The organism is Actinospica sp. (assembly GCF_035552695.1).
GTDB lineage: Bacteria > Actinomycetota > Actinomycetes > Streptomycetales > Catenulisporaceae > Actinospica.
In genome coordinates this window covers 1-25,801 of the sequence record NZ_DASZKT010000063.1, presented here as the reverse complement: position 1 = coordinate 25,801, position 25,801 = coordinate 1, and the positions used below count along the sequence as shown (strand labels likewise).

Annotated in this window: 26 protein-coding genes and 2 pseudogenes; 15 read left to right on the top strand and 13 right to left on the bottom strand. The window is 68.1% G+C overall.

Annotated elements, in window-relative coordinates; all coding sequences use genetic code 11:
- A partial coding sequence (locus tag VG296_RS09195; RefSeq protein WP_325565118.1) for a ricin-type beta-trefoil lectin domain protein occupies positions 1–1,060 on the top strand: 1,060 nt, incomplete at its 5' end.
- A 766-nt stretch (positions 1,061–1,826) separates the two neighbouring features.
- Here the strand turns inward: VG296_RS09195 and VG296_RS09190 are convergent.
- Entirely contained in the window at positions 1,827–2,537 is a 711-nt protein-coding gene (locus VG296_RS09190; protein ID WP_325565116.1) for a Type 1 glutamine amidotransferase-like domain-containing protein, read from the bottom strand.
- Positions 2,538–2,669: 132 nt separating this feature from the next.
- Between VG296_RS09190 and VG296_RS09185 the strand changes: the two genes are divergently transcribed.
- Positions 2,670–2,804 carry a hypothetical protein gene (locus VG296_RS09185; RefSeq protein ID WP_325565114.1) on the top strand — a complete coding sequence of 45 codons (135 nt, stop codon included), beginning with the start codon at positions 2,670–2,672 and terminating at the stop codon, positions 2,802–2,804.
- A gap of 450 nt (positions 2,805–3,254) precedes the next feature.
- On the opposite strand, the gene VG296_RS09180 is transcribed toward VG296_RS09185, so the two are convergent.
- Positions 3,255–3,734 (bottom strand): peroxiredoxin family protein, encoded by a 480-nt coding sequence (locus VG296_RS09180; protein ID WP_325565112.1) that lies wholly within the window; start codon positions 3,732–3,734, stop codon positions 3,255–3,257.
- Positions 3,735–3,973: 239 nt separating this feature from the next.
- On the opposite strand from VG296_RS09180, the gene VG296_RS09175 reads away from it, so the two are divergent.
- Positions 3,974–4,759 carry an SDR family oxidoreductase gene (locus tag VG296_RS09175; protein WP_325565110.1) on the top strand — a complete coding sequence of 262 codons (786 nt, stop codon included), beginning with the start codon at positions 3,974–3,976 and terminating at the stop codon, positions 4,757–4,759.
- On the opposite strand, the gene VG296_RS09170 is transcribed toward VG296_RS09175, so the two are convergent.
- Positions 4,746–4,961, bottom strand: a complete 216-nt coding sequence (locus tag VG296_RS09170) for a hypothetical protein (RefSeq protein WP_325565108.1) — start codon at positions 4,959–4,961, stop codon at positions 4,746–4,748. The genes VG296_RS09175 and VG296_RS09170 overlap by 14 nt on opposite strands.
- On the bottom strand, positions 4,958–5,614 hold the full coding sequence (locus tag VG296_RS09165; protein ID WP_325565106.1) for a sigma-70 family RNA polymerase sigma factor: 657 nt from the start codon (positions 5,612–5,614) through the stop codon (positions 4,958–4,960). Before VG296_RS09165 ends, VG296_RS09170 begins: the two co-directional genes overlap by 4 nt.
- A gap of 306 nt (positions 5,615–5,920) precedes the next feature.
- On the opposite strand from VG296_RS09165, the gene VG296_RS09160 reads away from it, so the two are divergent.
- A complete protein-coding gene (locus VG296_RS09160; protein WP_325565104.1) occupies positions 5,921–6,298 on the top strand; it encodes a TfoX/Sxy family protein in 378 nt (125 codons plus the stop codon).
- A 572-nt stretch (positions 6,299–6,870) separates the two neighbouring features.
- A complete protein-coding gene (locus VG296_RS09155) occupies positions 6,871–8,295 on the top strand; it encodes a glycoside hydrolase family 47 protein (RefSeq protein ID WP_325565102.1) in 1,425 nt (474 codons plus the stop codon).
- Between the two features lie 178 nt (positions 8,296–8,473).
- Here the strand turns inward: VG296_RS09155 and VG296_RS09150 are convergent, their stop codons facing one another.
- The gene (locus tag VG296_RS09150) at positions 8,474–8,677 is read right to left on the bottom strand and encodes a hypothetical protein (protein ID WP_325565100.1); all 204 of its coding nucleotides are present in this window, start codon (positions 8,675–8,677) and stop codon (positions 8,474–8,476) included.
- A 141-nt stretch (positions 8,678–8,818) separates the two neighbouring features.
- Positions 8,819–10,426: a CocE/NonD family hydrolase gene (locus tag VG296_RS09145; protein ID WP_325565098.1), complete on the bottom strand. Its 1,608-nt coding sequence runs from the start codon at positions 10,424–10,426 to the stop codon at positions 8,819–8,821.
- 93 nt (positions 10,427–10,519) lie between these two features.
- Between VG296_RS09145 and VG296_RS33175 the strand changes: the two are divergent.
- The 3 genes and pseudogenes from VG296_RS33175 to VG296_RS09130 all read left to right on the top strand — a co-directional run.
- Positions 10,520–10,663 (top strand): annotated as a pseudogene (locus tag VG296_RS33175) (hypothetical protein); the annotation flags it as partial.
- A gap of 52 nt (positions 10,664–10,715) precedes the next feature.
- Positions 10,716–11,063, top strand: a pseudogene (locus tag VG296_RS33170) (serine hydrolase); the annotation flags it as partial.
- A gap of 114 nt (positions 11,064–11,177) precedes the next feature.
- Entirely contained in the window at positions 11,178–11,780 is a 603-nt protein-coding gene (locus VG296_RS09130; RefSeq protein ID WP_325565095.1) for a TetR/AcrR family transcriptional regulator, read from the top strand.
- Positions 11,781–11,798: 18 nt separating this feature from the next.
- Here VG296_RS09130 and VG296_RS09125 read toward each other — a convergent pair whose 3' ends face one another.
- A complete protein-coding gene (locus tag VG296_RS09125; protein WP_325565093.1) occupies positions 11,799–12,776 on the bottom strand; it encodes an amidohydrolase family protein in 978 nt (325 codons plus the stop codon).
- Positions 12,777–12,971: 195 nt separating this feature from the next.
- On the opposite strand from VG296_RS09125, the gene VG296_RS09120 reads away from it, so the two are divergent.
- Positions 12,972–13,184 (top strand): amidohydrolase family protein, encoded by a 213-nt coding sequence (locus tag VG296_RS09120; protein WP_325565120.1) that lies wholly within the window; start codon positions 12,972–12,974, stop codon positions 13,182–13,184.
- Positions 13,185–13,261: 77 nt separating this feature from the next.
- Here VG296_RS09120 and VG296_RS09115 read toward each other — a convergent pair whose 3' ends face one another.
- The gene (locus VG296_RS09115; RefSeq protein ID WP_325565091.1) at positions 13,262–15,247 is read right to left on the bottom strand and encodes a glycoside hydrolase family 30 beta sandwich domain-containing protein; all 1,986 of its coding nucleotides are present in this window, start codon (positions 15,245–15,247) and stop codon (positions 13,262–13,264) included.
- A gap of 440 nt (positions 15,248–15,687) precedes the next feature.
- Here VG296_RS09115 and VG296_RS09110 point away from each other — a divergent pair, with 440 nt between their 5' ends.
- Complete coding sequence (locus VG296_RS09110) at positions 15,688–16,707, top strand: LacI family DNA-binding transcriptional regulator (RefSeq protein ID WP_325565089.1); 1,020 nt, start codon at positions 15,688–15,690, stop codon at positions 16,705–16,707.
- A gap of 195 nt (positions 16,708–16,902) precedes the next feature.
- On the opposite strand, the gene VG296_RS09105 is transcribed toward VG296_RS09110, so the two are convergent.
- The gene (locus VG296_RS09105) at positions 16,903–17,388 is read right to left on the bottom strand and encodes a DUF2255 family protein (RefSeq protein ID WP_325565087.1); all 486 of its coding nucleotides are present in this window, start codon (positions 17,386–17,388) and stop codon (positions 16,903–16,905) included.
- A 184-nt stretch (positions 17,389–17,572) separates the two neighbouring features.
- On the bottom strand, positions 17,573–18,475 hold the full coding sequence (locus tag VG296_RS09100) for an NADP-dependent oxidoreductase (RefSeq protein ID WP_325565085.1): 903 nt from the start codon (positions 18,473–18,475) through the stop codon (positions 17,573–17,575).
- A 228-nt stretch (positions 18,476–18,703) separates the two neighbouring features.
- On the opposite strand from VG296_RS09100, the gene VG296_RS09095 reads away from it, so the two are divergent.
- Positions 18,704–19,819, top strand: a complete 1,116-nt coding sequence (locus tag VG296_RS09095; RefSeq protein WP_325565083.1) for an alpha/beta hydrolase — start codon at positions 18,704–18,706, stop codon at positions 19,817–19,819.
- A 37-nt stretch (positions 19,820–19,856) separates the two neighbouring features.
- On the opposite strand, the gene VG296_RS09090 is transcribed toward VG296_RS09095, so the two are convergent.
- Positions 19,857–20,729: a helix-turn-helix domain-containing protein gene (locus tag VG296_RS09090; RefSeq protein WP_325565081.1), complete on the bottom strand. Its 873-nt coding sequence runs from the start codon at positions 20,727–20,729 to the stop codon at positions 19,857–19,859.
- Between the two features lie 260 nt (positions 20,730–20,989).
- Here VG296_RS09090 and VG296_RS09085 point away from each other — a divergent pair, with 260 nt between their 5' ends.
- Complete coding sequence (locus VG296_RS09085) at positions 20,990–21,736, top strand: glucose 1-dehydrogenase (RefSeq protein ID WP_325565079.1); 747 nt, start codon at positions 20,990–20,992, stop codon at positions 21,734–21,736.
- 30 nt (positions 21,737–21,766) lie between these two features.
- Here VG296_RS09085 and VG296_RS09080 read toward each other — a convergent pair whose 3' ends face one another.
- Complete coding sequence (locus VG296_RS09080; protein ID WP_325565077.1) at positions 21,767–23,410, bottom strand: NAD-dependent malic enzyme; 1,644 nt, start codon at positions 23,408–23,410, stop codon at positions 21,767–21,769.
- A 140-nt stretch (positions 23,411–23,550) separates the two neighbouring features.
- Between VG296_RS09080 and VG296_RS09075 the strand changes: the two genes are divergently transcribed.
- Positions 23,551–24,387, top strand: a complete 837-nt coding sequence (locus tag VG296_RS09075) for a helix-turn-helix domain-containing protein (protein ID WP_325565075.1) — start codon at positions 23,551–23,553, stop codon at positions 24,385–24,387.
- Between the two features lie 2 nt (positions 24,388–24,389).
- On the opposite strand, the gene VG296_RS09070 is transcribed toward VG296_RS09075, so the two are convergent.
- Positions 24,390–25,001: a TetR/AcrR family transcriptional regulator gene (locus VG296_RS09070; protein WP_325565073.1), complete on the bottom strand. Its 612-nt coding sequence runs from the start codon at positions 24,999–25,001 to the stop codon at positions 24,390–24,392.
- Between the two features lie 287 nt (positions 25,002–25,288).
- Between VG296_RS09070 and VG296_RS09065 the strand changes: the two genes are divergently transcribed.
- Both VG296_RS09065 and VG296_RS09060 read left to right on the top strand, forming a co-directional pair.
- Positions 25,289–25,489, top strand: a complete 201-nt coding sequence (locus VG296_RS09065) for an SDR family NAD(P)-dependent oxidoreductase (protein ID WP_325565071.1) — start codon at positions 25,289–25,291, stop codon at positions 25,487–25,489.
- Positions 25,490–25,594: 105 nt separating this feature from the next.
- A partial coding sequence (locus tag VG296_RS09060; RefSeq protein WP_325565070.1) for an SDR family NAD(P)-dependent oxidoreductase occupies positions 25,595–25,801 on the top strand: 207 nt, incomplete at its 3' end.

The following is a 25,801-nucleotide window of genomic DNA, read 5'->3' as shown; positions in this document are numbered from 1 at the left end:
GGGGATCACCACCAAGGACCTCGCGCTGGACTGGAACTGGAGCAACTACGCCAGCTACGCCCAGCAGGAGGTCGACGACGCGGCCGTGCGCAACGACCCGCTGTTCGGCGGCGTCGCCTGGCACGGCTATGACGAGGGCAGTGCCGCCGAGCAGACCACGGTGCACAATCAGTACCCGACCATCGGCCAGTTCGACACCGAGCACTCCGGCGGCACCTGGATCGCCAACCAGCAGAACGAGGACATGAACAACATCATCGACTACACCCGCAACTGGGGTCAGTCGGTGGTCAAGTGGAGCCTCGCGGTGGACCAGAACATGGGTCCGCACAACGGCGGCTGCGGCACCTGCACCGGCCTGATCACCGTGCACAACGGCGACAGCCGCAGCGGGCAGGTCGACTACACCGTCGAGTACTACGACATGGGCCAGCTGACGAAGTTCGTCAAGCCCGGCGCCTTCCGGATCGACTCGACCGCCAGCAGCACCGTGCCGAACGTCGCCTGGATCAACCCGGACGGCTCGAAGGCTTTGGTTGCCTACAACGGCAGCGGCGCGACCCAGACGGTGCACGTCAACTGGGGCAACGAGACGTTCAGCTACTCGCTGCCGAGTGCGACGAGCGCGACCTTCACCTGGAGCGGCACCCCGGGCTCCGGCGGCAGCACCCCGCCGCCGTCCGGTTCCGGTCCGGTGACCGGCTACCAGGGCCTGTGCCTCGACGTGCGCGGCGCCACCTCCACGGACAGTACTCCGGTCCAGGTCTACACCTGCAACGGCACTACCGCGCAGTCCTGGACGCTCACCAGCGGCAACCAGCTGCAGGCTCTCGGCAAGTGTCTCGACGTCGCAGGCGCGGGCACGGCTAACGGTGCGCTCGTGCAGCTGTACACGTGCAACGGAACCGGAGCCCAGGTCTGGCAACACCAGTCCAACGGCGAATATCTGAATCCCAACTCCGGCAAGTGCCTCGACGACACCGGCTCCGGCGGCTCGGGCACCCAGGTCCAGATCTGGGACTGCGCCAACACCTCCAACCAGCAGTGGAGCCTGCCGTAGCTGTTAAGCGGCAGCGCTGCTCCGTGACTGTGAATCCGCGGCCGCGCCGCGAGCTTGTAAGCCGTGGATTCGCAGCCCTGAAGCGCTAACGGTGCTTCAGTGAGTTGATCAAGAACGCGTGTGGCGCCCTCCGAGTCGGAGGGCGCCACACGCGTTTCGCCGGATGAAAGGTGCGGTGCTGCCACGGCGGGTGAAGCGCCCCGAGCCCTGTCCACTGTTCGGACCGATCCCGGAGCGTTCAGACACCGGTGATTGAACCGCTGGCCGCTTCCGGAACGCGGAAGAGGTCACTGGTTCAATCCCAGCATCGTCCACTCGCGTCAATGCAGGTCAGAGCCGGTCTCCAGGAGTTGAGGGGACCGGCTTCTTGATTGTTGTCGGTGGTTCGTCAGTGGATCACTTCGTATAGAGTTCTCCTCCGATGCGGAAGAGGTCTGGTTCACCGTTTGCTCTGACGGCACCCGCACGTACCCCACGACGACCAGCTCCCGGATCTCTCGGCTGGCCCCACAGTGAGCCGACGCTTGCACCTGGCACGGTTCACGCCGATGAGGTCGACCGTGCAGCGATCACGGCAGATTTGCCCCGTGGAGGGAACGGCGACGCGCACTGATCGAATCGACAGACGAGCGGTATTCGGGACCAGTACCTCACGTATCGCGCTCGCGATCCGGCCGCCTAGTCCCCGCCGGAGATCAGGGCGTACGCCAGGTGTCCCAGTACAGCCGCTACTCGGGCTGGTGTGCGCTCATCTCGCCGGTCTCGATCAGTTCGGAGACCCGTTCGAGTGCCTACCGCATCTCAGCCTCGGGTTGAACAGTCTCCAGTTTCCCTCGGAGACGACCTCGACGATGCCGTCGGTCACCTTGATCGCCGTCTGTTCGTCGATGGCGTACGACGGACCCGCGATGTCGGCGGCCCACCGTTCAGCCTCGGCCATGGTGTTCTCCGACCAGCCCTCGTAGTCCAGGTGCGGGAAGATCGAGAAGTCGACGACGCCGAGGGTGCTGTCTCCGCCGGTGGGCGGCGTCCATTTGACGAACTCGTGGCCGATGCGGGGAGTCAGCACCATGCTTCCGGCGCTCACCCCCACCCAGACCGTGTCGGACAGCGACGGCAAGAGGTCCGCCATCCCCGTCTCCCGCATCCAGTGGGCCAGGTACGTCGCCTCGCCGCCGTCCACCAGCAGGACGTCGGCCTCCCGGACCCACGGGACCCACCGCTCCTTGTCGATGGTGGGCAGGGCGGTGAGTTCGAGAACGCCCATCGACTTCCAGCCCAGGGCGCACATATGAGTAGCGGAGCCCTGCCCGGCGATGAACCGCCAGACCGAAGCGGGCGTGCACATCGGGTGGCCGTGCTGCGCCGTCGGAATGCACAGCGCGTTTGACTCGGCGATCGGCTTGTCCAGCAGTTCTATCAGCGCGTCGTGAATGCTCGCATTGTTGATGCCGCCGGAGGTGAGCAGAAGCTTCACGATGTCTCTCCTCAGCTCGTTCTTTAGCCTCGATGCACGTTTCCGCAGGTGAACTGGTGTCTTCCGGGACGTAGACGGCGACCGCCGTGCACGCTGGGAGTATCTTTGCACCCGGCGTAAACGGAGGTCGCCGTGTCCCGTGTCTTCGCCCACGTCTCGGCTGCCGACCCGCTCGGCGTGCTGGTCAGCTTTCGCCAGGGCTTCTACGACTGCTTCTATGCCCGAGGGAACGTCCTGTTCGAGCTAGGCCGACGCACTGCTGTGTAGCACTGGGCCGGTCAAGACCCTGGTAGAGCTCCGCCTCGCCGCCGAGCACCGGCGCAGGCGCAGGCACCGGCACGGGTGGGGGTGGGATGTATGCAGCGCTGAACGAAGGCGACCCGGAGCCGAGCGGCTTCGCTGGACGCTGGCTGCGATGTCGGTGCCGCAGGCCCCGAGGCGGCCGGATCACCTTGCCGTGGATGTCAGTAACCCGGCTACGCCCCGATGCGGGCACTTTGTACTTACCACCAGACCGATACGCGTCCGCTGCTCCTGACTTCTCGTCAACTGGTGGTTGTCATGTCGACATCACCACCACCGTCAACCTGAGCCTCGCGGCAGGTACATCCGGTCATCCCAGACCTGTTCCCCAATCGCGGTCATAAGCCGCGTCGATCGGTCCGCGTCTTGTCGAGGACCTTGTTGCGCCACACCGGTCAGCCGACCCAGGCTGCCTCACGCGGAGTGTTCCTTGAGGTAGCGCACGAGGCCGATCACGTCGTCGGGCACCAGCCGGCCGATCGCGCCGCTGGAGTACACGCTGACGACGATCTTGCCTTCGGGGTCGAGGACGAAGCCGGTGGACTGCAGGTAGACCGGGTCCGGGTTCACGAACGCGCCGGTGAGCTCGGCCACCTCGCGTGCGTCCGCGCTGTGGCCGAGCGGGAAGCCCAGGTCGAGCTTGACGGCCAGCGCCTTGGTGGTCGGCTCGTCGTCGACCGACAGCGCGATCACCCTGATTCCGGCCTCGGTGAACTTGTCCTGGGCGCGCTCGAACGCGCGCAACTGCGCGTTGCAGTAGGGGCACCACGACCCGCGGTAGAACAGCACGACAGCGAAGGACCCGGCGAGGGAATCGGGCAGGTCGAGGTCCGCGCCGTCGACCGTGTGGACGTACAGGCGCGGGAACCGGTCACCGGGATTGAGCAGAGCCATGGCTGGCCTTCCTTCGAAAGTTCGCGGTGGACGGGCCGATCGCCGCCGATCCGCTGCGTGGATGGTCAACCTTCTTCGCGTCACGGTGGCCGCCATGTCTTACCGGCCGCCAGAGAAATCGCGACGCCGCCCACCGACGAGAGTGGTAAGACTCGCTGGGCCCGGTGACGCGAACACCATGGGCACCCGGATCCGGCCGAGGGCTCGAAGTCGCGTGGCGTGGAACGACGGAGGTAGTGATGACGGACGTTTTGGCGGGCAGGACCGCACTGGTGACCGGTGCCGGGCGCGGGATCGGGCGGGCGGTGGCGCTCGGCCTTGCGGATGCCGGCGCAGACCTGATCCTGCTCGCGCGCTCGGCGGACCAGCTCGAGGAGACCCGCGCGTTGCTGGCCGAACGCGGTCTCGCGCGTGGCGGCGCGTTGGTGATCACGGCGGATCTGGCGCAGGAGGAGGAGCGCACCCGCTCGATCGAGATCGCTCTGGCCCGCGGCCGCATCGACGTGCTGGTGAACAACGCTGCGACGGTCGAGCCGTTAGGTGCCACGACCGAGATCCCCGCCGCGGAACTGCGGTGGGCGTTCGAGGTCAACGTCTTCGCCCCGATCGCGTTGACCACCGCCGTGCTGCCCGGGATGACGGACGCCGGCTGGGGGAGGGTCGTGAACGTCTCGAGCGGGATCGCGGCCCGGCCCGAGGCGATGCCGCGCGGCAACGCTTACGCCGCGACGAAGGCGGCGCTCGAGGCGCATACGATCAATCTCGCCGCGGAAGTGCGCGGCACCGGAGTGACCGTCAACGTCTACCGGCCGGGGCGGGTGGAGACCGCGATGCAGGAGTGGATCCGCGCACAGGATCCGGCCCGTATCGGCGCGGCCCTGCACGGCAGGTTCACCCATTTCGCCGCGGCCGGCGAACTGATCAGCCCCGAGGAATCGGCCGCCGGGCTGCTCGAGCGGCTCGGCGGGCAGGAGACCGGGGCGGTTTGGGAGGCCGAAGACCCTGCCGCGGCTAGGCCTGCGTGACCGCCGCGAGCAGGCCCTCGAAGTCCGCTCCGCATGGGCCGCACACCGCCAGGTGCGCGGCCACACCCGGGTAGGCACCGGCGGCATCCTGCCCGGCGGCGACCAGGTCGACGTACACGTGCAGCACCTCCATCGCCTCCTCGCATCCGATGTCCGCCGGATCCGTGCCGAGGAAGCGCTCCAACCGCTCCCGACCGTTCATCGCCCGCCCCTCCCTTCACGCTCGAGGTAGCCGGCTGCCACCAAGTAGGCCCGGATCTTGCGGCGGGCGTCGAAGAGCGCCTTGTAGATCGCGTTCCGGTTCGTGCCGTACCGCTCGACTACCGCATCGAGCGGTACCGCATCGAGGACGACCGCGGAGAACACGCGCCGTTGATGGGCGGTGAGCGTCTCATCCACCGCGTGCCGCACCGCGCGCACCAGGTCGGCCCGCTCCGCGTGCTCGCCCGGGTCCACACCGATCCGGTCCGGCAACCGCTCCCAGGATTCGGCCTCGAGCGAGACCTGCGGGTGCACCCGCCAGTAGTGCCGGCCGAGTTTCGCCGAGACCTCGAGGATCACGAACTTGTAGGCCCAGGTGGTGAACCGGCTCTCGCCGCGGAAGCTGTCGAGTTTGCGTAGGATCGCGAGCATCGCGTCCGCCGCGGCCTGGTGGGCCACATCGTCCAACTCCACCCCGGCAAGCCAGGGCGCCGTGGCCCGCCGCCGCCGCAGTTCACCGAGCGCGACGCGCACCAGCATCTCGTGCAGCCGGGCTTCGCCCTGCGCGCGCTCGGCCGCGGCCCCCGTCAACGCGGCAATCCACTCGACCGAGACCGGATCGCGCACCGACACAACGTCATCCCGCGAGTTCACGGCACAAGCCTACGTCCACGCCCCCGACCTGATCTTGCCGCTGTCGCCAACGCTCGATTCAGCGCGCTGCAGCCTGGGGTGGAAAGTCCGCGAGCAGGTGCAGCCCGGCGCGATCCAGCGTGTCGCGCCCCACCGACGCTCTTCGCGTTCATGCAGGCCATGGGACTGGTCAACGACGATGTCGAGGAATGTGTGATCTGGGAGCACGTCGCACGAGCACGAAGGCGATTCGCGGTCCCCGATAGGGCGCGTCGGGCCGAACGCCATCGGTTGCCGTGCGCCGTACGACGATCGACACTAGAGCCCGTGGCGTTCGATGAGGACTTGGCGGAGCGGGTACGCGAGTCGTTGCCCGCTGACGTCGTTGAACGGGTGACCGAGCGCAAGATGTTCGGCGGTCTGGCGTTCATGCTCGACGGCAACATGCTCGTTGGGATCGTCGGCGACGAACTCATGGCGCGGCTCGGGCCCGATGCGGCGGACGCGGCGCTCAAGCGTCCGCACGTGCGGATCATGGATTTCACCAGTCGGCCTTCGAAGGGCATGGTCTTCGTCGGGCCCGGCGCCCTTGAAGGCGAAGAGTTGACCGGGTGGGTGGCCGGCGCGCTGGACTTCGTCGCCAACCTGCCGCCGAAGAAGAAGAAGGGCGGGGCGAGCAAGGGCCGGTCGACGGCGAGGTCGTGACCGGAACCGAGATCTGAGCCGGGTGGGATTGTCAGACCACTGGTGTACCAGGACCCTGGGTGGCGATCAGCTCAAGCTCGCCGATCTCGATGAGTGTTCGGCGGGAGACTTCCAAGTCGTCGGCGACCGGCACGACGCGACCCTGCGGGTAGTGGGCGAGCCAGTCGGCGGTGCAGGGTCAGGCCGAAGCCACGATCCTGCCGTCCGCCTCACGATCCACCCCAGGGTTCCGGTCGAGTGAATCGCGCCGCTCTTCGTCCGCCGCATCCGGTTGGGCTCCGGCTCACAGACGGCGGACTCATACGGCGGACTTATCTGGACCGATCTGGCAGCCGTGGACGGATCCCGGGCGGTTCACCGGCAGTAGCCACTTCATCAAGTCCTTCAAGACGCGCCACGACGAGACCCCGTCAACTCTCTACGCCAACGCGTCCGTGGCGCGTCCCTGATGAGCTGAACAAGCGTCAGAATCAGAATGCGAGGCTCCGCGCCGCGCTCCTCGTTGACATCGGCCGGGTCCGCGCAGATGATGTCGCAGAAGGATGACATCGTTGTCATGCGGAGAGGACCGGATGTACCCACTGAAACCATCCCGTCGTCAGTTCCTGCTCGGCACGTCCGCGGCCGCCGCCGCGGCGGCGTTCGGCATGCCGGGAAACGCCTATGCGGCCACCGGATCGGGCGGCACTTCGCTGCCGCCGGACCAGGAGATCGCCGCCGATGTCCGCACCGAGTTCCTGCACGCCTGGAACGGATACAAGCAGTTCGCCTGGGGACACGACCAGGTGATGCCGCTCTCGGGCACCTACTCCGAGTTCTTCGTCTCCGGGCATCCCATCGGGCTTTCCATCATCGAAGCCCTCGACACCCTCTACGTGATGGGCCTCGACGACGAGCTCGCGCTCGGCGTCGACTGGATCAAGAACAACCTGAACTTCGAGATCGACGGGGACTTCCACGTCTTCGAGTTCATCATCAGGGTTCTGGGCGGGCTGGAAGCCGGATATCTCGCGACCGGCGACCCCGAGCTGCTCAGGCTCTCGGTACAGGCGGGCGACCTGGTGCTGCCCGCGTTCACCAAGTCGCCGACCGGCATGCCCTACCAGTACGTCAACCTCGCGACGGGCGCCCTGTCCGGCAACACCCCGCCGATCGCCGAGATCGGCACCAACATCCTCGAATTCGGCCTGCTCTCACAGCTCACCGGGGATCCGAAGTACTACCAGGCCGCCAAGACCGCCTACAAGGCCGTGGTCGAGCGCCGCTCGTCGCTCGATCTGCTCGCGTCATACCTGAACATCGAGACCGGAGCGTGGGCGGACTCGACCGACCAGGCGCCGAACCCGCCAGTCGACTCGTTCTACGAGTACCTGTGGGGCGGCTGGGCGATGTTCCGGGACCAGGACTGCCTGGACTGGTACCGGATGTTCACCGCCGCCTTCAAGAAGTACCTGGTCGAGGACTACAACGGCTACACGTGGTTCAAGCAGGTGGACTTCACGACCGGCGAACTCGTCAGCCGCGACCAATCCGAGCTCGCCGCGTTCTACGGCGAGGTTCTCGCGCACGGCGGCGACGTCGCACTCGGCGAGTCCTACTACCGCACGTGGGCGAACGTGGCGTCGCAATACCCGGTACTGCCCGAGGAGATCGACTACACCACGCTCGCGGCGCTGTCGAAGGGCAACCAGCTGCGGCCCGAGTACCTCAACGCCGCATTCGACCTCTACGTACAGCTGCGATCCGACGTGTATAAGACCACTTCGTACGACTACTTCCAGAACATGAAGACATACAACCGCACGCCGCACGGCTACACGATCATCAACGACGTCACGACGCGCCCGATGGTCCAGGGCGACCTGTTCCCCGCCTACTCGTTCGCCGAGAACTTCAAGTACCTGTGGCTCATCTTCTCGAACACGCCGCGCTACGACTACAAGACCGGCTACCTGAGCACGGAGGGCAAAATCCTGCGCGGCCTCAGACGCGCATGAAGCCGAGACCAACGAGGGCAGTACGCCACCACCGCATGCACCGCGCTTTCGGTGACGTCACCCGCACAGTACAAAACCAACCACTGCGCTTCCATCTAAGCCCCCTGTAACCGACCGAAGCCGGCGACCCCGGCCTCGATGAAAGCCGGGGCGCTTCACTGGTTCGACCCAGCAAGGCCTACGCGACGAAGCCCCCTGCCACCAAGCGGGAGGCTTCTTCGTCGGCGCAGATCGCTCTGTTGACCTCCATGCCGGGAATCGTGCTCGGGACCGGAGCACGAATCCTGGCAGAGATCGGCGACGCGAGCGCCGGGCCCTGATCCGCCTCGCCCGACGCCGCTCCGACGTCATCGTCGCCATGCTCAAAGACGGGACGTTCCACCTGCCCAGCTCCCGCCGTCCCGTTTGACGAAGAAGATTAGGGGCACCCCCGCTGATCGTGCGCGGCCGCGTCGGCGGGCCGCTATCCGGGCCTGTCCGGGGGCGGCCGCTGGCAGTCCCCTGAGCTACTCTCCTCAGCCAGTCAGCCGGGTCGGCCGCCCAGGATCAGCCGGGAGGGCCGCTCGGCGGTGTGCCAGATGCGGTTGGTGGCGATCACGCCCTCGGTCTCGGTGCCCAGGGGTCCGCCGGTGCCCAGGTTGACATCGAACTTCGGGAACGCCGAGGAGGCGATCTCCAGCCGCAGACGGTGTCCGGCCGGCAGCCGGATACAGGTATCCCACAAGGCGATCTCCACCTCGTAGACCTCGCCGGGGGTGACCGGCCGGGCCTGGCCGAACCCTTCCCGATAGCGCAGCCGCACCATCCCGTCGCACAGCCGCTGAGCGAAGTTGCCCGGGTGCACGTCGATCAGCTTCGCCGTGATGTCCGTGTCGGCGGCGTCGGTGGCCACGTGGGCGATCACCGTGACCGGGCCGATGACCTCCAGCGGCTCGGTCAACTGGTCGGAGGTGTACACCAGCACGTCGCCGCGGGACTCGATGCCGAGATAGTCGTCCGGGCCGCCGATCTGATTGCTGCTCTCCTCGGTGACGAACGGCACCGGGCGGTCCGGGTCGTGCGTCCACTCATCCGGCGGCTGCTCGACGGTGATCTGCCCCGACAGCAGCCGCCCGTCACCGAACCGGCTGTTGGCCCGCCCGTCACTGGACAAGTGCAGCACCGTCGGGCTCGCGTCGGCCGGCGGCCAGGACTGCTCGTCCCGCCACTCGCCGGCAGCCTGCGGGCCTGCGTTCATCACGAAGATCCGCACCGGCACCGGCGGCTCGTCCGGCGCGATGCCGCGCACGTGCTCATCCAGGAACGCCAGCACCCGCGCGTCCAAGTCGATCAGCGCGTCCGGGCCGAAATCCACCTCCCCCAGCTTCCTGGTCGTGTTCACCGCGTGACCCCACGGGCCCATCAGCAGCCGCTGACCGGACCGTCCGGCAGCCACCATGGCCGCGTAGTTGGCCGGGGTCCCGATCTGCTCATCGTCGTACCAGCCGGAAACGTGCAGCACCGGGACCTCGACCTCTGCGATGCGGTGCTGGTAGCGCACCGGCTCCCACCACTCGTCCAACGTGGTGTGCGCGACCTCGGCTCGCCAGCTGGCCGAGACGAACCCGGCCGCCTCATCCATCGTGGCCACCGGCCGGTGCCGGTAGACCGCGGTCCAGTCCACATCGTCGGCGTACTGCAGCATCCGGCCGTCGACCATCCGGTGCCAGTAGATGTGCATCGGCCCGGGCAGCCCGGTCGGGGTCTCCACGAACGGGTCGCTCGGCGTCACCATGCACACCATCGCTCGCAGCGCGGCCGGCTTGTGCAGCGCGGCCAGCCACTGGATCCGGCCCGGGTAGCTGCCGCCGTAAGTTGCCACCTCACCCGAGCACCATTCCTGGCCGGCAACCCACTCGATCACGTCGGCCCCGTCCACACCGTCGTTGCGGTACGGCTCGAAGACCCCGTCCGAGTCACCCCGCCCACGCACATCCACGCTCACGTACGCGTACCCGCCGCGGGCATAGCGGGCGGCCCGCTCGGACTGGTGCTTGCCGTACCGGCCGTACGGCGTCCGCGCCACGATGGCGGGCGCCGGACCAGACGCGGGCCGGACCACGTCCGCCGCGAGCGTGACCCCGTCCCGCAACGGAACTCGAATATTGAACCGACGGACAACCTCAGGCTTCTCATTCACGCGAACTGATCCTAATCGCACCCGATCGCCCAGGACGAGAGAGCCATGGGCACACGCGAAGACACCATCGCCGAGATCGAAGCCGCCGCGGACGCGGCCGGGGTCACGGTCTGGCCGCACGCCCGTCCCGTGGACGGCGGTCCGGAGCTCGGGATCGGCGCGGACCGGTCCGTGGTCACGGCATCGGTGGTGAAGGTGCCGATGGCGGTGGAGCCGGCCAGGCAGGCCGCCGCGGGCGGAATCGACCACCGCGGAGGAGACCACCCTCCTACTGAGCCTGATCTGGCGGGACGAGGCCGCGCCGTCGGCAGCCTGCGCCGATGTCCGGCGCCGGCTGGGCCACCAGGTGTGGCCGCATCGGCTGCGGGCCGGATTCGCCCGCGATGACGTCCGCGTGTCGGGGAAGACCGGCACGCTCCCGGCGATCCGCGACGAAGTGGGCGTCGTCGAGTTCGACGGCGCCGGCCGGTATGCCGTCGCCGTCTTCACCCGGGCGGTTGATGCCCGCGGTCAGGTCCCTGCGCGGGACGCCTTCATCGGATTCGCCGGAGCGATGGCTGTGGAATGGCTGCGCGGCGAAGAATCCTGATGCGGGGCATTTCCGATCTCGAGGACGCGGTGCTTTCGGAACGTCCAGGGCTCAGAGCCGTGATCGGCGGCCCGCCGGTTCGACACGGGGCCTTCGGGCGGATAAACAGGAGGAATGAAATCCGGTGATGCGCCCGCGCCCGTCACGCGGCGGCGTGGGCAGTCGCTGGTGCGGGCGATCCACTTGGCCGCGCTCTGCGAACTCGCGGACACCAGCCTGGAGGAGCTGAGCTTCGACAAGATCGCCGCGCGGGCGGGCACGGGTAAGGCGGTTCTCTACCGGCGCTGGCGGACCCCGGCGGAGTTGGTGCTTGAAGCGCTCACGGATCCCGGCGCGGGCTTCGGCGCTCCGCTGGAACCGAACACCGGTTCGCTGCGCAACGACCTGGTCGAGGTGCTGAGGGAATATGCCCGTGCGCTGGACGAGCCGCGCGGCCGGGCGCTGCGCCCGCTGATGACGCAGCGCCCCCGCCATCCCGAACTGTACGCCGAGGTCTACCGGCTGATCGTGCAGCCGCGTCTGCAGGCCATGCTCGGCATCCTGCGAGCCGCCGCCGAACGGGGCGAGGCGGCGCCGGAGGCCGTGACCGAGCGGGTCGCGAGCGTGGGCACGGGCATGATCATCCTGAAGCACATGACCCTCGGCCCGATCCCGGACGCGGAGATCGAGGCTCTGGTCGATGAGATCCTGCTGCCCCTGGCGACCGCCCCCCGCTGACGAGGTGGCAGGCGGGCGTCAGGCGAGGCCCTTGAGACGCGGGAAGAGCCGCTGCGCGTTGCGGGTGGTCAGTGCGCGCCAGGTGTCGCCCTCCGGCTGCGCGGCACTCTCCAGTGAGGCGAGCTGCGCAGCGACGAACGGCGGCGGGGTCCAGCAGTAGTCGCTCCCGTAGAGCACGTGCTCGCTGCCGAACGCCTGGACGAGCCCGGGGATCTGGTGCGGGAACGGGGTGCCTGCCATGTCGAACCACAGCCGGGCAACCTGCTCGGTCAGGGGCGTGGTGGTGTCCTCGGGTCCTGCGAAGGCGCTTCGGAAGAACTCCAGGCGATCGGTGAGCAGTGGCAGCGCGCCGCCGCCGTGGGTGAAGATCCAAGGGATGCGGGGGTAGCTCAGGAACCGCTGGTGGATGCCGAGGTCCGCGACGGTGCGGGTGGTCTCGAAGGGGAATTCCAGCACGGCGCTGGGGAGACCGAGGGCCACGTCCTTGGCGTTCGGCGGCGAGGTGGGGTGGACGAATACGGGGGTGGCGCGTCGGTCGAGTTCGGCGAGCAACGGGGCGAAGTGCGGGTTCCCGAGGTACCTGCCGCCCAGATTGCTCTCAGTGGTCACGCCGTCGGCACCCAGTTGGTCGAGTGCGTACTCCAGTTCCGCGAGGGCGTGGTCGATGTCTGTCAGCGGCAACGAGGCGAAATGGCCGAAGCGGCCGGGGTGGGCGCGGCGGAGCTCCGCTCCGGTCTCGTTGATGTGCCGGGCGAGCAAGCGGCTGGCCTCCGGGCTGCCGAAGGAGACGCCGGGAGAGGAGATGGACAGGACGGAGGCGGCGATGCCCCACTGGTCCATCAGCTCCAGATGCTGCGCGGCGCTCCAGCCGGCCCAGCCGGGCGCGCCATCGGGCTGGGCGTGTCCGGCGGCCGTCGCCTCCTGGATGTAGCGGTCGGTCAGGAAGTGGGCGTGCACATCCACCAGGGGGACGCGTGCCGGGTCGGCGCCGCTCAAGGCTCGCTCCTCATTAAGGTACGGATTGGTTTCTTACCTTTCACGCTACACCGCGCGCGCCCGGCAAGCCGGGGGTGTAGCGTGGCTTAGAAACTCTTTTGTCTCTTATTTACCGAGGGGGCCTGCCGTGAAGATCATCGCCATGGAAGAAGCGTTCGCCGTGCCCGCCATGAATACTTCACCGAGAACTTCTGGATCACCACCAGCGGCGTGATGACGCACAGCGCCCTGCTCGGCGCCATCCTCGCGGCCGGCATCGACAACATCATGTTCGCCGTCGACTACCCCTACGAATCCACCACCCAGGCAGTCGACTTCCTCACCAGCACACCGCTAAGCCCCACAGACCTCGAAAAGCTCGCGCACGGCACCGCGGAGCGGCTGCTACGACTCGCTCAGCCCGCATAGCGGGCGGAGTCTCACGCGCCGCCCGCTACGAACCCTGCGTTCTTACACCCAGCCGGACCAGACCCAGGGGACAGTCCCTAGTAGCGGCCGCCCGAGACGTACGCGCGGACGTCGGCGATGCTCCACCAACTGCCGCTTGAGCCGGTCAGGGTCATGCGGACGTAGCGGATCGGGGCGCCGTCCAGGGGGACGGTGGTGAACTGGCCTGTTCCGGTGCCTGCGGCCACGGTGGTCGTCCAGTTCGTGCCGTCCGTGCTCACCTCGACGGCGTAACCGCGCGGGTAGTCGCCGGTGGAGGCTCCCGTGTCGAAGACGACTTGGCGGGCGGGGATCCGCTTGCCGAAGTCGACCTGGAGGTACTGGCCGGAGGCCTGCCCGGCGTCCGTCGAGTAGCGGGTACTGGCATCGGCGTCTACCGCGTTGGCCACGGCGTCGGAGCCGGTGGTCGCGGGGCTCGCGGTGGCGGTCCAGCCGGTCGGGGTGACCTGCTGGAGCGGGTGCGGGCCCGCGAGGTGGCCGTGCCAGACGAACGTGGCGATGGAGTCGCCGGGCAGCGTGTAGGTGAAGCGCTGGTCACCTTCCTGCACGGCGAAGGCCTGCGCGCTGTCGTTCTCGTTGTGCGCCACCAGCACGGTCGAGTCGTCGGGGTTGATGAACGCGACGTCCTCCACCTCGCCGTTCCAGTCGGTCGTACCGAACGAGGTGCTGCCGATCCGCACCGCGCCGGGTTGGACGAAGCGGGAGAGCTGGCCGAGCGCGTAGTACTCGGCGTCGTTGGTGACGGTGTCGCCGGGGCCCACGGTCACGATGCCGGTGCAGGTGCCGCAGCCGCCGACGTGCGGGCCGCCCTGCGGGTTGAGCGCGAGATCCCAGTTGACGACCGTGCTCGACCAGTTGCGCGTCGAGCCGATCTCCAGGTTGCGCGCGTCCCACTTGAGGGTGTCGGAGAAGGTGTTCGCGGGGTCGGCGGACTGGCTGCCGGAGCATTCGGTCTCGTAGATCGCCTTGTCCGGGTACTCGTTGTGCAGAGTGGTCATGTCGCTCGGGTCGCCGTAGTAGCAGTGCTCGGCGATGCCGGTGATCCATTGGGCCGCGGGTGAGTTCAGCAGTTGCTGCGGGTAGTCGTTGATGTCCATCAGCTCGTCCGACGGCGTGCCGGCGACGTTGTTGGGATGCTCGGCCCAGTTGTGGTCGTAGCCGAAGATCGCGGTGCTGAGGTGCGCTGCTTTGAGCATGGGGCCGAGGTCCTCGATCACCGCGGCCTCTTGCCAGGAGGGCATGTCGGTGCCCGGATAGGTGTCCGCGGTCCGGTTCTGCGGCTCGTTCTGGATGGTGATCGCGTCCACCCGCACGCCGTCGGCCCGGTAAGCCTCGATGAACTTCAGCAGATAGAGCGCGTACGACTGGTACATCTGCGGCGTCGCGATCAGTCGGCCGTCGATCAGGGAACCAGAGGTCTTCATCCACGCGGGCGGGCTCCACGGCGTGGCCATGATCTGCAGCTTCGGGTTGAATTGCTCGGCCTCGCGCAGCAGCGGCAGGATCTGGGCCTGGTCGTGCGCGACGCTGAAGTCCTTCATCGCGTAGTCGGTCTGTCCGGCGGGCAGGTCGTCGTACGTGTAGGGGGCGGTTGCGACCATGTCGGAGCCGCCGATCGGCTGGCGCAGGAAGTTCAGGCCGTCGCCGGTGGACGGCGAGAAGAGCGAGGCCATGGTCTGGGCCCGCTGCGCGGCCGGGAGCGGGTAGAGCACTGATGCGGAGGCGTCGGTGATCGAGGCGCCGAAGCCCTGCATCGTCTGGAAGGTCTGCGTCGGGTCGACCACGACGGTCGGCGCGCTGCTCGCCGCGGTGGAGAACTCGACCTTGCCCAGGTCGCTGAGCTTGTCCGCTCCGTTTGCCGTGCTGATCCAGACCTGGGCCGCGGTGCTCCGACCATGCGACCCGGCCTCATTCCCGGCGGTGGCCGCCGAGGCGGTCGTTCCGGCCGTGGCCGCGCCGAGGGCGGCGATGAGACCGACGGTCCCGAACATGACCCGGTGTTCTCTCAGTGGTCTCATGCGCATGGTGAAGAGTCCTTAGAAGGTCGGCTGGAGTTGGAAGGATTGCGCGGGGTCGGCGCCGGAGCAGGTCCATCGCAGCAGCGGTCCGCCCGCGGAGGTGGAGACGTTGCGCTCCGCGGGGCGAGCAACCGGCTCTGATCGGTGGTGGTCTCCCGGACGGAGACTGCGGGTCCGGCGGCCCGGGCCGTGGGCGCGAGCCCGACGCCGATGGTCATCGCGGCGATCCTTCTTGCGCTCCGGGACAACTCTGTCCCTCCCTCGTCGAGGTAGGACTGGACCGTGGACGGCCCGAACCTGCTCGTGAAACGGAATGAAACATTTTCTGGAACGAATTCAGGCATAGCTAAGCCTCGGCCTCGCGGCTTGTCAAGGCTTCACGTCGCTCCGGAGCGTGAGCACCCAGAACGATATGCTGTCGAGCATGAAACGGAATGGTGTAACACGTGGCTAGGCTGCCGGGTGGCAGGGTCACGGTCCGGGCGATCGCCGCGGAGGCGGGGGTGTCGATCGCGACGGTCTCGCGGGTGATGAACGGCCGCGTCCCGGTCGCCCCCGAGACGCGGGAGCTGGTGCGCCGGGCGGTCGAACGGCTCGGGGCCCCCACGCCGGCCCGCCGCGGATCCGCCGAGGGCGCCGTCTACGTGCACTGCCCGTACGTGCTCACCGACTATTTCGGGCTCATCGTGTCCTCGGTCGCTGAGACCCTCGACCTGCATGGCAGGCGCCTGCTGCTCGGAGCGGGCCAGGCCTCGCGACCGTCGATCCCGCTCGCGTCGCTGCCCGACGATCGAGCCGTCGCCGGAGCGGTACTCATCCTGCCGCCGGAGCCGAGCGCGGAACTCGAGGGCCTGCGAGCACGCGGGCTGCACTTCGTGGTGATCGACCCGATGGCCCCGCTGCACCCGGACATCGCCGCCGTCTCGGCCGCGCACACCGCCGGTGCCCGAAGCGTCACCGCGCACCTCGCCGGCCTCGGCCACCGCCGCATCGGCGTGATCAACGGTCCCAGCGAGTGGCTGGCCAGCCACTCGCGCATGGTCGGCCACACCTCCGCGCTCGCCGAGACCGGCACCCTGCCCGCGCCCGAGTTCGTCCGCAGCATCGAACCCACCCCGGAGCACGGCTACACGGCCGCCTGCGAGCTGCTCGATCTGCCGAGCCGCCCCACCGCCATCGTCGCCTTCAACGACAAGGCCGCCGCCGGCGCCCTGCGCGCCGCCTACGAGCGCGGCCTGCGCGTGCCCGAAGACCTCTCGATCACCGGCTTCGACGACCTCGACCTGGGCCGCAGCACGCAGCCGACGCTCACGACGGTGCGTCAGCCTCTTGAGGAGATGGGCCGCATGGCGGTCAGCCTGCTGATGCGGCTCGTGGACCGGCACACCATCGACACGCTCCACGTAGAGCTCGCCACCCAGCTGATCGTCCGCGGCTCCACCGGACCGGCGCCTCGTAGCGGCTAGTCGCTTCTCGACCTAGCTAGCTGCCCTCCCAGTCGTCGAACCGAGCGACTCCGGCACTCCAGCCGAGCGTGCCGAGGCAGGCCGTGATCTCGTATCCGATTCTCGGATCGGCGCCGATAATCAGCGCAACGGTTTGGCCGCTCGTGCACGTACGTAGTCTTATTCGCGGCTCCAAGAGCGGTGAATATCCCCGCGCTACTCGTGATTGAGCTGCAGGGTGGTTGCTGCGGCCGCGGCTGTCACCATCGAACCGGCGCCACCATCGCCGTACTTGGTACGGTAGGCGGCGTCGACGTCGGTGGTGACTCGAGTCGACGCGTCGCCGATATCGTCGATGGTGACGTCGGCTTCCAGACCCGGCACACGAATACGTGCCCGGCGTGAACGCAGAGCATGACCGAACCAGCCGGTGTCCCGTCGGTACCAGGTCCGCACGTACACCTGCCCACCGGCACACACGACCCAGATCGGCACCCATCGCCGCAGGCTGCCGTCGGAGCGCCTGACAGCGATCTGCAACTCCCCGGCCGCATTCACGAGACGCAGCTCGTCCGGAGACCATGAGGCAGTCATGGTCGTGACCCTACCTGGCGGTCGCCTTTCGGCGACCCCCATCGAGCCGAAGCCGACGATCCGACGCAGTTCGTCCACAGCGGACCATTGGAACTCGTCGCCGGACACGGTTGCCCGAGCCAGCCTCTCGATCGCGGCCCGAGCACGCGTGGCAGACGAGTGGGACATAGCAGGATCCTATGATTCGAGGCGAGGCGTGCTACTCGCGAAAGACGGAACCCGGGGAACTGGAACGCGGGATTGCGCAGCGTCAAGTGTCAGAGGGTTGGTCTATATGTCTATTTAAGACGAGTCAGTCCACGAGCAGCACGAGTTTGCCGCGCACGGTTCCGGCTTCGCCGACGCGGTGCGCTTGGGCCACGTCGGCCAGGGGGAAGGTCCGGCCGACCTTGATGGAGAACCGGCCGGCTTCGGCCAATCGAGCGACCTGAGCCAGCGCATAGGTGGCACGGCCGGTATCGCCGCGACTGAAGCGGACGCCCGTCTGCTGCGCGCCGAGGAAGTCGGCGACCGTGATCACGTGCTCGGGCGCGCCGGCCAGTTTCACGAGTTCGGGAAGCACGCCGCTGCCAGCCACGTCCAGCGCGAAATCGACGCCTGACGGCACGATGGCCCGGACTCGTTCGGTCATCGCGTCGCCGTATACCACCGGCTCGGCGCCCAGGAAGCGGAGGTTGTCGTGCGTACCTGGACTCCCCGTGCCGATGACGCGTGCACCGCGCTGCACGGCGAGTTGGACAGCGGCACTCCCGACGCTGCCGGAGGCCCCGTTGATGAGCACGGTGCTGCCCGCTGTCACGCCGAGCTGGTCGAGTGCACGTGCCGCGGTCTCGGCCGCCGCGGGGATCGCCGCAGACCTCGCATAGTCGAGCGTGTCCGGGATCGGGGCCCAGTAGGACAGTACGGCCAGCTCCGCCTGGGCGGCTCCGTACGGCGAGGCTCCGAACACCCGGTCGCCGACTGCTACACCGGAGACATCGTCGCCGATCTCGTCGACGACGCCCGCGGCCTCGTAGCCCAAGGTCTGCGGCAGTTCCTGGTCCATCAAGCCCTGACGCTTTTTCCAGTCGCTCGAGTTGACCCCAGCGGCTCGTACCTTGATGCGCAGCTCTCCGGCGCCGGGATGGGGATCGGGGAGATCGACGATTTCAAGGACCTCCGGGCCGCCAAACCGACTGAACTGTGCAGCCTTCACGACGCACTCCTTCTACGCAAGAAGTGGCGGATCATCCGATACCGCGTGTGCGCGCGCGTCCTGGCCGGCCAGCTGTTCGACCCCAGAGCACGTTTTTACTCCGATACATCCGACCCTACGTCATGACGGGCCGCGCAGGGTGGTACTGGTTTCACCATCTTTATTCGTTTTGGCACATAAAGCCACGGATACGATCTGTCGGAGGATAGAGCCGATCAAGGAGCTGTCGTGTTCAAGTACTTCCCGAAGAACTACATGTGGTCCTCGGCCGTGCTGTTGTCCATCACGGCCGGCGGGCAGTTGGGCCAGATCGATCGCCAACTCGCGCCCTTGCGCGAGGCGGAGGCGGATCCCGATGCGTGGACGACGGCGTGGGACAAGGCGGGTTCGCTGCAGGCCGCGTACGCGGAGCGGGACCTGGGCCGCGGCTACCGGCGCAGCGCATCCGAGCGTTATCTGCGGGCCGTGAATTACTACCTGACCGGGGAGCGGCAGACGGCGCCCGGCCCGGCGAAGGCCGCGAGCTACCAGCAAGCGCTCGACGCGTTCGGTAGGGCCGTCGAGACCATGCCGCGGCCGCTGGAGCGCGTGGAGATCGACTCTCCGGACGGGATCTTGCCCGGATGGCTCATCCCGGCCCGCGGCATGCAGGGACGCGCCCCGGTCGTGATCTTCTACAACGGCTTCGATGTCACCAAGGAGTTGCTGTACTGCATCATCCGCGAGGAGTTCGCCGATCGGGGCATCGCCTGCCTGGTGGTCGACGCGCCGGGTACCGGGGAGCCGCTGCGGCTGCGCGGAGTGGCATCGCGCCCGGACTACGAGGTGCCCACGAAGGCGGTCGTGGACTTCCTGGAGACCCGCTCCGACATCGATCCGGCGCGGATCGGCCTGCTCGGGATCAGCCTGGGCGGCTACTACGCGCCGCGCGGCGCATCGTTCGAACCGCGGATCAAGGCGTGCGCCGCCTGGGGCGGAGTGTGGGACTACGGCGAGCTGTGGCGGCACCGCTGGGAGACCCGGTCGAAGACGACCCCAGTGCCGTTCTGGCAGCTGCCGTGGGTGATGGGCACCGAGACGATGGAGGAGGCCATCGACAAGGTCAAGGCGTTCACCCTCGCCGAGGCGCTGCCCCACCTGACCCAGCCGTTCCTGATCGTGCACGGCGCCGATGACTCGATGATCCCGCTCACGCATGCCGAGCGGGCGATCGAGGCCGCCGGCTCCAGCGACAAGCGGCTCGTGGTGTTCGACGGCGTGGACGGCGGCGCCGAGCACTGCAGCATGGACGATTCCGATCCCGCACGGCAACTGGTCGCCGACTGGTTCGCCGACCGGCTCTGATCGCCCCGACCTCGAAACCCGCCGCCAGGGCCCGGCGTCACCCGGGCCCGTGGGGATGCGGACCGTCGATCAGTGGCCTCCCATTGAGCGTCGCGCTGAGCTGGTCCAACGCCTTCGCCGACGCGCTGCCGGGGACGGCCGTGTAGACCACGACCCGCAGGTCGTTGCGATGAGCGGTGAGGATGTCGCAGTCGACCTCGAGCACGCCGAGTTCGGGGTGGTCGACGGTCTTGTGCTCCTGGTCGTACACGCCCACGCGACGGGCGCTCCACAGGCCGCGGAACCGCGGGCTGATCTCGCGCAGGTCCGTGATCAGCTCGACAAGGCCCGGATCGCCCGGGTACCTGCCCGAGCTCGATCTCAGATCCGCCACGATGGCTTCCTCGACCTGCTGCTGCTCTGCTGCCGTGCGCACCACGCGCGTCGGCAGCCCGGCGAAGGCGCGCCAGGCCATATTGCGCTCGCGCACGGGCCGCGTGAGCGGGTCGGATATCGCCGCTGCCCACATCGCGTTCCACGCGACCGGATTCCAGCGCACGTCGTAGACAGCCGCAGGGCTCGCCGACAGCTGCTCCACCAGCCGACGCACGCTGTGCGGGAGCGCGGCGCTGATCTGTCGATCGTCGGGCGCCGGCTGTGCGGCGAGCCGGAACAGGTGAGCACGTTCGGCTTCGGTCAAGCGAAGCGCTCGGGCCAGCGCCGCGAGCACTTGCACCGATGGGGCGTTCGCCCTGCCCTGTTCGAGCTGTACGAGGTAGTCCGGCGACATCCCGGCGAGCCGGGCGAGTTCCTTGCGGTTGAGCCCGCGCGCACGCCGGTGCGGCGCGGTCGGCAGCCCGACTTCCTCGGGCTGCAGCCGGTCACGCCAACTGCGCAGCGTCTCGCCGAACTCGTTGGTCGAAGCGCCCACGGTTCTCCATCTCCCATCGCCGGCCGACGCCGGCAATTCAACGCTACCCGCATGTCTAGAGAAATGGCCCGATCGGTCTAGTCGCGAACCAGCGAGAAATCAGGGAAAAGCACAGGTGAATCAGATGCACGTGCGCCAGCACGCCCTGCCATGCTTGAGAAAAAAGACAGGTCGGTCTAGGTTGAAGTCAATGCGGTCGGCCCAGCTGTACCGGCTGGGCGGCCACGGCCATGGACGCGCGCGACTGGAGGAGCACCATCATGAGCGAGCGCGTAGTGATCGTCACCGGGGCGTTGGCCGGCATCGGCCGGGCGACCGCCAAGGCCTTCGCCCTCGATCACGACTCGGTCGTCGTCTCGGGACGGCGCGACGAGGAGGGCAAGGCTCTGGTCGAGGAGCTCCGGGCGCTCGGGGCGAAGGCCGAGTTCATCCGGGCCGACGTCGGCATCGAGGACGATGTGCGAGCCCTGATCGACGGTACGGTCCGCACCTTCGGCAGGCTTGATGTCGCGGTCAACAACGCCGGGTTCACCGGCAACCCGGGACTCGTGACCGAGCAGACGGACGAGGAGTACGACAGGGTCTTCGACACGAATGTACGTGGCTTGTTCTTCTCGCTGAAGCACGAACTGCGCGTGATGACGGAGCAGGGCTTCGGCTCGGTCATCAATCTCTCGTCGACCTTTGGCGAGCGGGGCGGACCGCGCGCCGCGCTTTATGCCGCGAGCAAGCACGCGGTGAACGGCCTCACCCGCTCCGCCGCGCTCGAGGTGGCCGACAAGGGTATCCGCGTCAACGCCGTGGCTCCCGGCCCGGTGGCCACCGGCGGGCTGAACCGCTTCGCCGGTGGCGAGGCGCGGGCGGCCACGTTGTCCGCGACTGTGCCGGCCGGACGGCTCGGCCAGGTGGAGGAGATCGCGGACGTCATCACGTTCCTCGCGTCCGACCGTGCCCGGTTCATGACGGGGCAGATCGTCGGTGTGAACGGCGGGCGGACAGCGGCCTGAGCATCATCCTCGGCGCGCGCTCCGCGCCGCTCACCGGGTCTCCGGCTCCTGATATACGGCGTGCCAGTGGGTGGCTGCGATCGCCTGGTCGATCTGCTGGTCGCTCATCCGCGGCGCCATGCCGTCCGCGACCGCGGCTCGAGCGGCCGCCGCGGCGACGGCGGTGGCGGTGTCCGCCAGGTGCGTGCGCGCCGGGAGCAAGGCGGGTACGTCCACGGCGGCCTCGACGCTCTCGGCGACGGCCTGGGCCGCGGCGGTCATCATGGCGTCGGTGACGCGCGTGGCGCGTACGGCGGTGACCCCGAGGCCGATGCCGGGGAAGATGTAGACGTTGTTGCACTGGGCGACGGGCACTTCGTGGCCGCCGTACTGTGCCGTCGGGAAGGGCGAGCCGGTCGCGATCAGGGCTCGTCCATCCGTCCAGTCAAGGAGATTCTGCGGTGCGGCCTCGCTGCGACTGGTCGGATTCGACAGCGGCATGATGATCGGCCGCGGGCACTTCTCGGCCATCGCGCGCACGATCTGTTCGGTGAACGCGCCGGCCGCGGTCGAGAGGCCGAGCAGGGCGGTGGGGCTCACCGCGTCGACGACGGCCGCGAGATCGGCGGGCGCGGGCACCTCGCCGGACGCGTGGGCCAGTCGCCGCTGGGCCGGGTCGAGGTCGGTGCGGTCGGTGGTCAGCAGGCCGCGGATGTCGACGACGTAGATGTTCTCACGTGCCGCCTGCTCGCTCAGGCCGTCGGCGACCATCGCGCGCACGATCTGCTCGCATACACCGATGCCCGCGGAACCCGCGCCGAGCATCACGACACGCTGCTCCCGCAGGGGAATCCCGCCGATGCGGCAGCCGGCCGTCAATGCGGCCATCGCCACGGCCGCCGTGCCCTGGATGTCGTCGTTGAACGTCAGCAGCCGGTCTCGGTAGCGCTCGAGGATCGGCAGAGCATGCGGCGTGGCGAAGTCCTCCCACTGCAGCAGCACGTCGGGCAGTTCGGCCCGCACCGCGGCGACGAACTGATCGATGAACGCGTCGTATTCGTCCCCTGTGACGCGTGGGTGGCGCCAGCCGAGGTAGACGGGGTCGGCCAGCAGTTGCGGGTTGTCGGTGCCGACGTCGAGGACGATCGGCAGGGTCCTCGCCGGGTCGATACCCCCGAGCGCGGTGTAGAGGGAGAGCTTGCCGATCGGGATACCCATCCCGCCGATACCCTGGTCGCCGATGCCGAGGATCCGCTGCCCGTCCGTCACGACGATCACGTCGACCTCCTTGCGCGGACGGTTGCGCAGGATCTCCACCAGGCGCTCGCGGTCCGGGTAGGCCACGAACAGACCTCGGGGCCTGCGATAGATCTTGCTGAAGTGCTGGCAGGCCTCGGCCACGGTCGGGGTGTAGACGATCGGCAGCATTTCCTCGACGTGATCGCGCAGCAGCCGGTAGAACAGCGTCTCGTTGTTGTCCTGAAGCGCCCGAAGGTTGATATGCCGCGCCAGATCGGTCGGCTGGTCGCCGTACGCGGAGTACGCCCGCAGCACCTGCTGGTCGAGGGTCTCGACGGCGTAGGGCAGCAGGCCGTGCAGCCCAAGCCGGGTCCGTTCACCCTGGTCGTAGGCGGTGGAGCGGTTGAGGACCGGATCCTCCAGCAGACGCAGGCGCGCAGTCTCGGACTGACTCATGTCCCAACTCCTGTTCATGCCGCCGGTGAGCGGCGCGTGACGGACTTCGCTCAAATCCAGGCTCGCCATCTTCTCTGTCTTCTCCACCATTCAGCCACATCGGTAAGGCGGCGGCGATGCCGCATCGTACGATCGGATTCGTGACAGATTCGTCCAACGAACTCGGGGCGACGCTGCGTCGCTGGCGGGATAGGTTGAGCCCGGATCAAGTCGGCCTTCCGGTCGAACGGCACCGACGCGCCCGCGGGCTGCGCCGCGTGGAGTTGGCGAGCCTCGCGGGAATGTCGGCGGACTACCTCGTCCAGCTCGAGCAGGGCCGTGCGGGTGCGCCCTCGTCCCAGGTTCTCGGCGCGCTCGCCGCCGCGCTGCGTCTGACCGAGGCGGAACGGTCGTACCTGTTCCACCTGGCCGGCCGGCTCGAGCCCGGCGGGATGCGCGTCTCCCCCACGGTGCCTGACGGTGTACGCCGGATGGTGCAGCAGCTCTCGGCGAGCCCCGCGATCGTCTGCGACGCACGGTGGAACCCGGTCGCCTGGAACGCGATGTGGGCCTCCGCGATCGGAGATCCCCTGCGACGTCCGGAGCGAGAGCGCAACATGGTCTGGCGCCATTTCACCGGCCTGCCCTCGCGCGTGATGCGCACGCGCGCCGAAACGGGTGAATTCGAAGAGGCCGTCGTCGCGGACCTCCGGTCGAGCTCCGGCCGGTATCCGCATGACGAACATCTGGCGCACCTCGTCGGGGACCTGCGCGAGTCCAGCGCCCGGTTCCGCGGCCTGTGGGAGACACGCCACGTCGGCATCTACAACCAGGAACGCAAGACCGTCGAGCACCCCTATGCGGGCCGACTACAGCTGGACTGCGACATCCTGACCACCTATCGCAGCGACCTGCGGGTGGTTGTCTGCACCGCAGCCGCTGGATCCCCATCGGCGAAGGCGCTCGACGAACTGTGTGCGAGCCGCGCCGAACGCTAGCGCTACATCCTCGCGGCGTCCTGCCCGGCGGCGTCCGCTGCGAACGCGGCGTCGACGACGATCTCAGCCATGGCCGAAGCGGACTTCGCGGCACCCGAGTCGTGGTCCAGCCATGCGGAGATTCCGGCCCCGTCATAGATCATGACCAATTGCTGGGCCAGGGCTTCCGGTGCGGCGACACCCGCGGCGTAGGCGAGGTCGAGGAACAGCGAGCGCATCCAGAGCCGGTACTCCTCGGTCGCCTTCTCGACGGCTTCGCTCGTGTCGGACTCGGCGCTCGCGCACATGAACGCGCAACCCCGGAATCCGGGCTCGGCGAACACCAGTCCCTGCACCTCGAACACCCCGCTCAACCGCTCGCGCGGGGTGCGGAAGCGCGCCTCGAGCTCCCGGGCCATGCGCTCGCGGGTCCGCGTGTGACGGCCGCGGAGATAAGCGCGCACCAGCTCCTCTTTGCTGCCGAAGGTGTTGTACAGCGAGGCCTTGGCCACGCCCGCCTTCTTGATCACCTGCTCGATGCCCACGGTGTTCACGCCCTCGGCGTAGAACAGCTCGTCGGCGGCGGCTAGCAGTCGTTCGCGGGCCGACGTCCGCGTCTTCATTTCCTCGGCCATGCGCCAATAATACCAGACCGCTCGGTCTAGGGCTCTTTTCCCTAGACCGAGCGGTCTGATGCGGGCCGGGCCAAGCGCTCAGGCGCTGCGGGAACCGCACTCCAGGCACCCGGCCAGCATGCCTTTCACCTGCATTCATGTGGACCAAGCCCTAGTCGGAGTGACTCGGGTCCTGATACGGACGAGACCAGGCGTGGCACAGCCTCCGGGTTGACATGGCCAGACCGGTCTGTCTAAGTTGTCTTCAGAAGGGGCGCGGCACGAACCAGCGCGGGAGAGGCAGAACAATGACGATCCTGGATGAAACGAAACTGCGCGGCGCGCTGGTCACCGGTGCCACCTCGGGTATCGGCAAGGCGGCCGCCCTGAAGCTCGCAGCGGAGGGCTTCCGCGTGCTGGTTCACGGACGCGACGACGATCGCGGAGCATCATCATCGCGACGATCAACTCGTACATCCTCCAGCAGTTCCTGCCGGACGCCCAGCTGATCATCTACCCCGACGCCAACCACGGCGCCCACTTCCAGTACCCCGACCTCTTCCTCAAGCACACCCGACTGTTCCTCGACGCGCAGTAACCCAGGAGTCAACATCATGAATCAGCCCGTCGTCCTGATCACGGGAGCACTCACCGGCATCGGCCGCGCCAGCGCGGTGGCCTTCGCCAACAAGGGAGCGACGGTCGTCGTCTCCGGCCGACGCGACGATGTCGGCAAGGCGCTCGCCGAAGAACTGCGCGCCACCGGAGCGCAGGCCGAATTCATCAACGCCGACGTCCGCAAGGAGGACGACGTACGCAAC

Bases quoted from the DNA above. Each gene is read 5' to 3' on its own strand.
- VG296_RS09175 (WP_325565110.1), top strand. From the start codon at position 3,974: ATGACGGACGTTTTGGCGGGCAGGACCGCACTGGTGACCGGTGCCGGG.
- VG296_RS09115 (WP_325565091.1), bottom strand. From the start codon at position 15,247: ATGCGCATGAGACCACTGAGAGAACACCGGGTCATGTTCGGGACCGTC.
- VG296_RS09065 (WP_325565071.1), top strand. From the start codon at position 25,289: ATGACGATCCTGGATGAAACGAAACTGCGCGGCGCGCTGGTCACCGGT.
- VG296_RS09080 (WP_325565077.1), bottom strand. From the start codon at position 23,410: ATGAGTCAGTCCGAGACTGCGCGCCTGCGTCTGCTGGAGGATCCGGTC.
- VG296_RS09070 (WP_325565073.1), bottom strand. From the start codon at position 25,001: ATGGCCGAGGAAATGAAGACGCGGACGTCGGCCCGCGAACGACTGCTA.
- VG296_RS09170 (WP_325565108.1), bottom strand. From the start codon at position 4,961: ATGAACGGTCGGGAGCGGTTGGAGCGCTTCCTCGGCACGGATCCGGCG.
- VG296_RS09085 (WP_325565079.1), top strand. From the start codon at position 20,990: ATGAGCGAGCGCGTAGTGATCGTCACCGGGGCGTTGGCCGGCATCGGC.
- VG296_RS09155 (WP_325565102.1), top strand. From the start codon at position 6,871: ATGTACCCACTGAAACCATCCCGTCGTCAGTTCCTGCTCGGCACGTCC.
- VG296_RS09180 (WP_325565112.1), bottom strand. From the start codon at position 3,734: ATGGCTCTGCTCAATCCCGGTGACCGGTTCCCGCGCCTGTACGTCCAC.
- VG296_RS09130 (WP_325565095.1), top strand. From the start codon at position 11,178: ATGAAATCCGGTGATGCGCCCGCGCCCGTCACGCGGCGGCGTGGGCAG.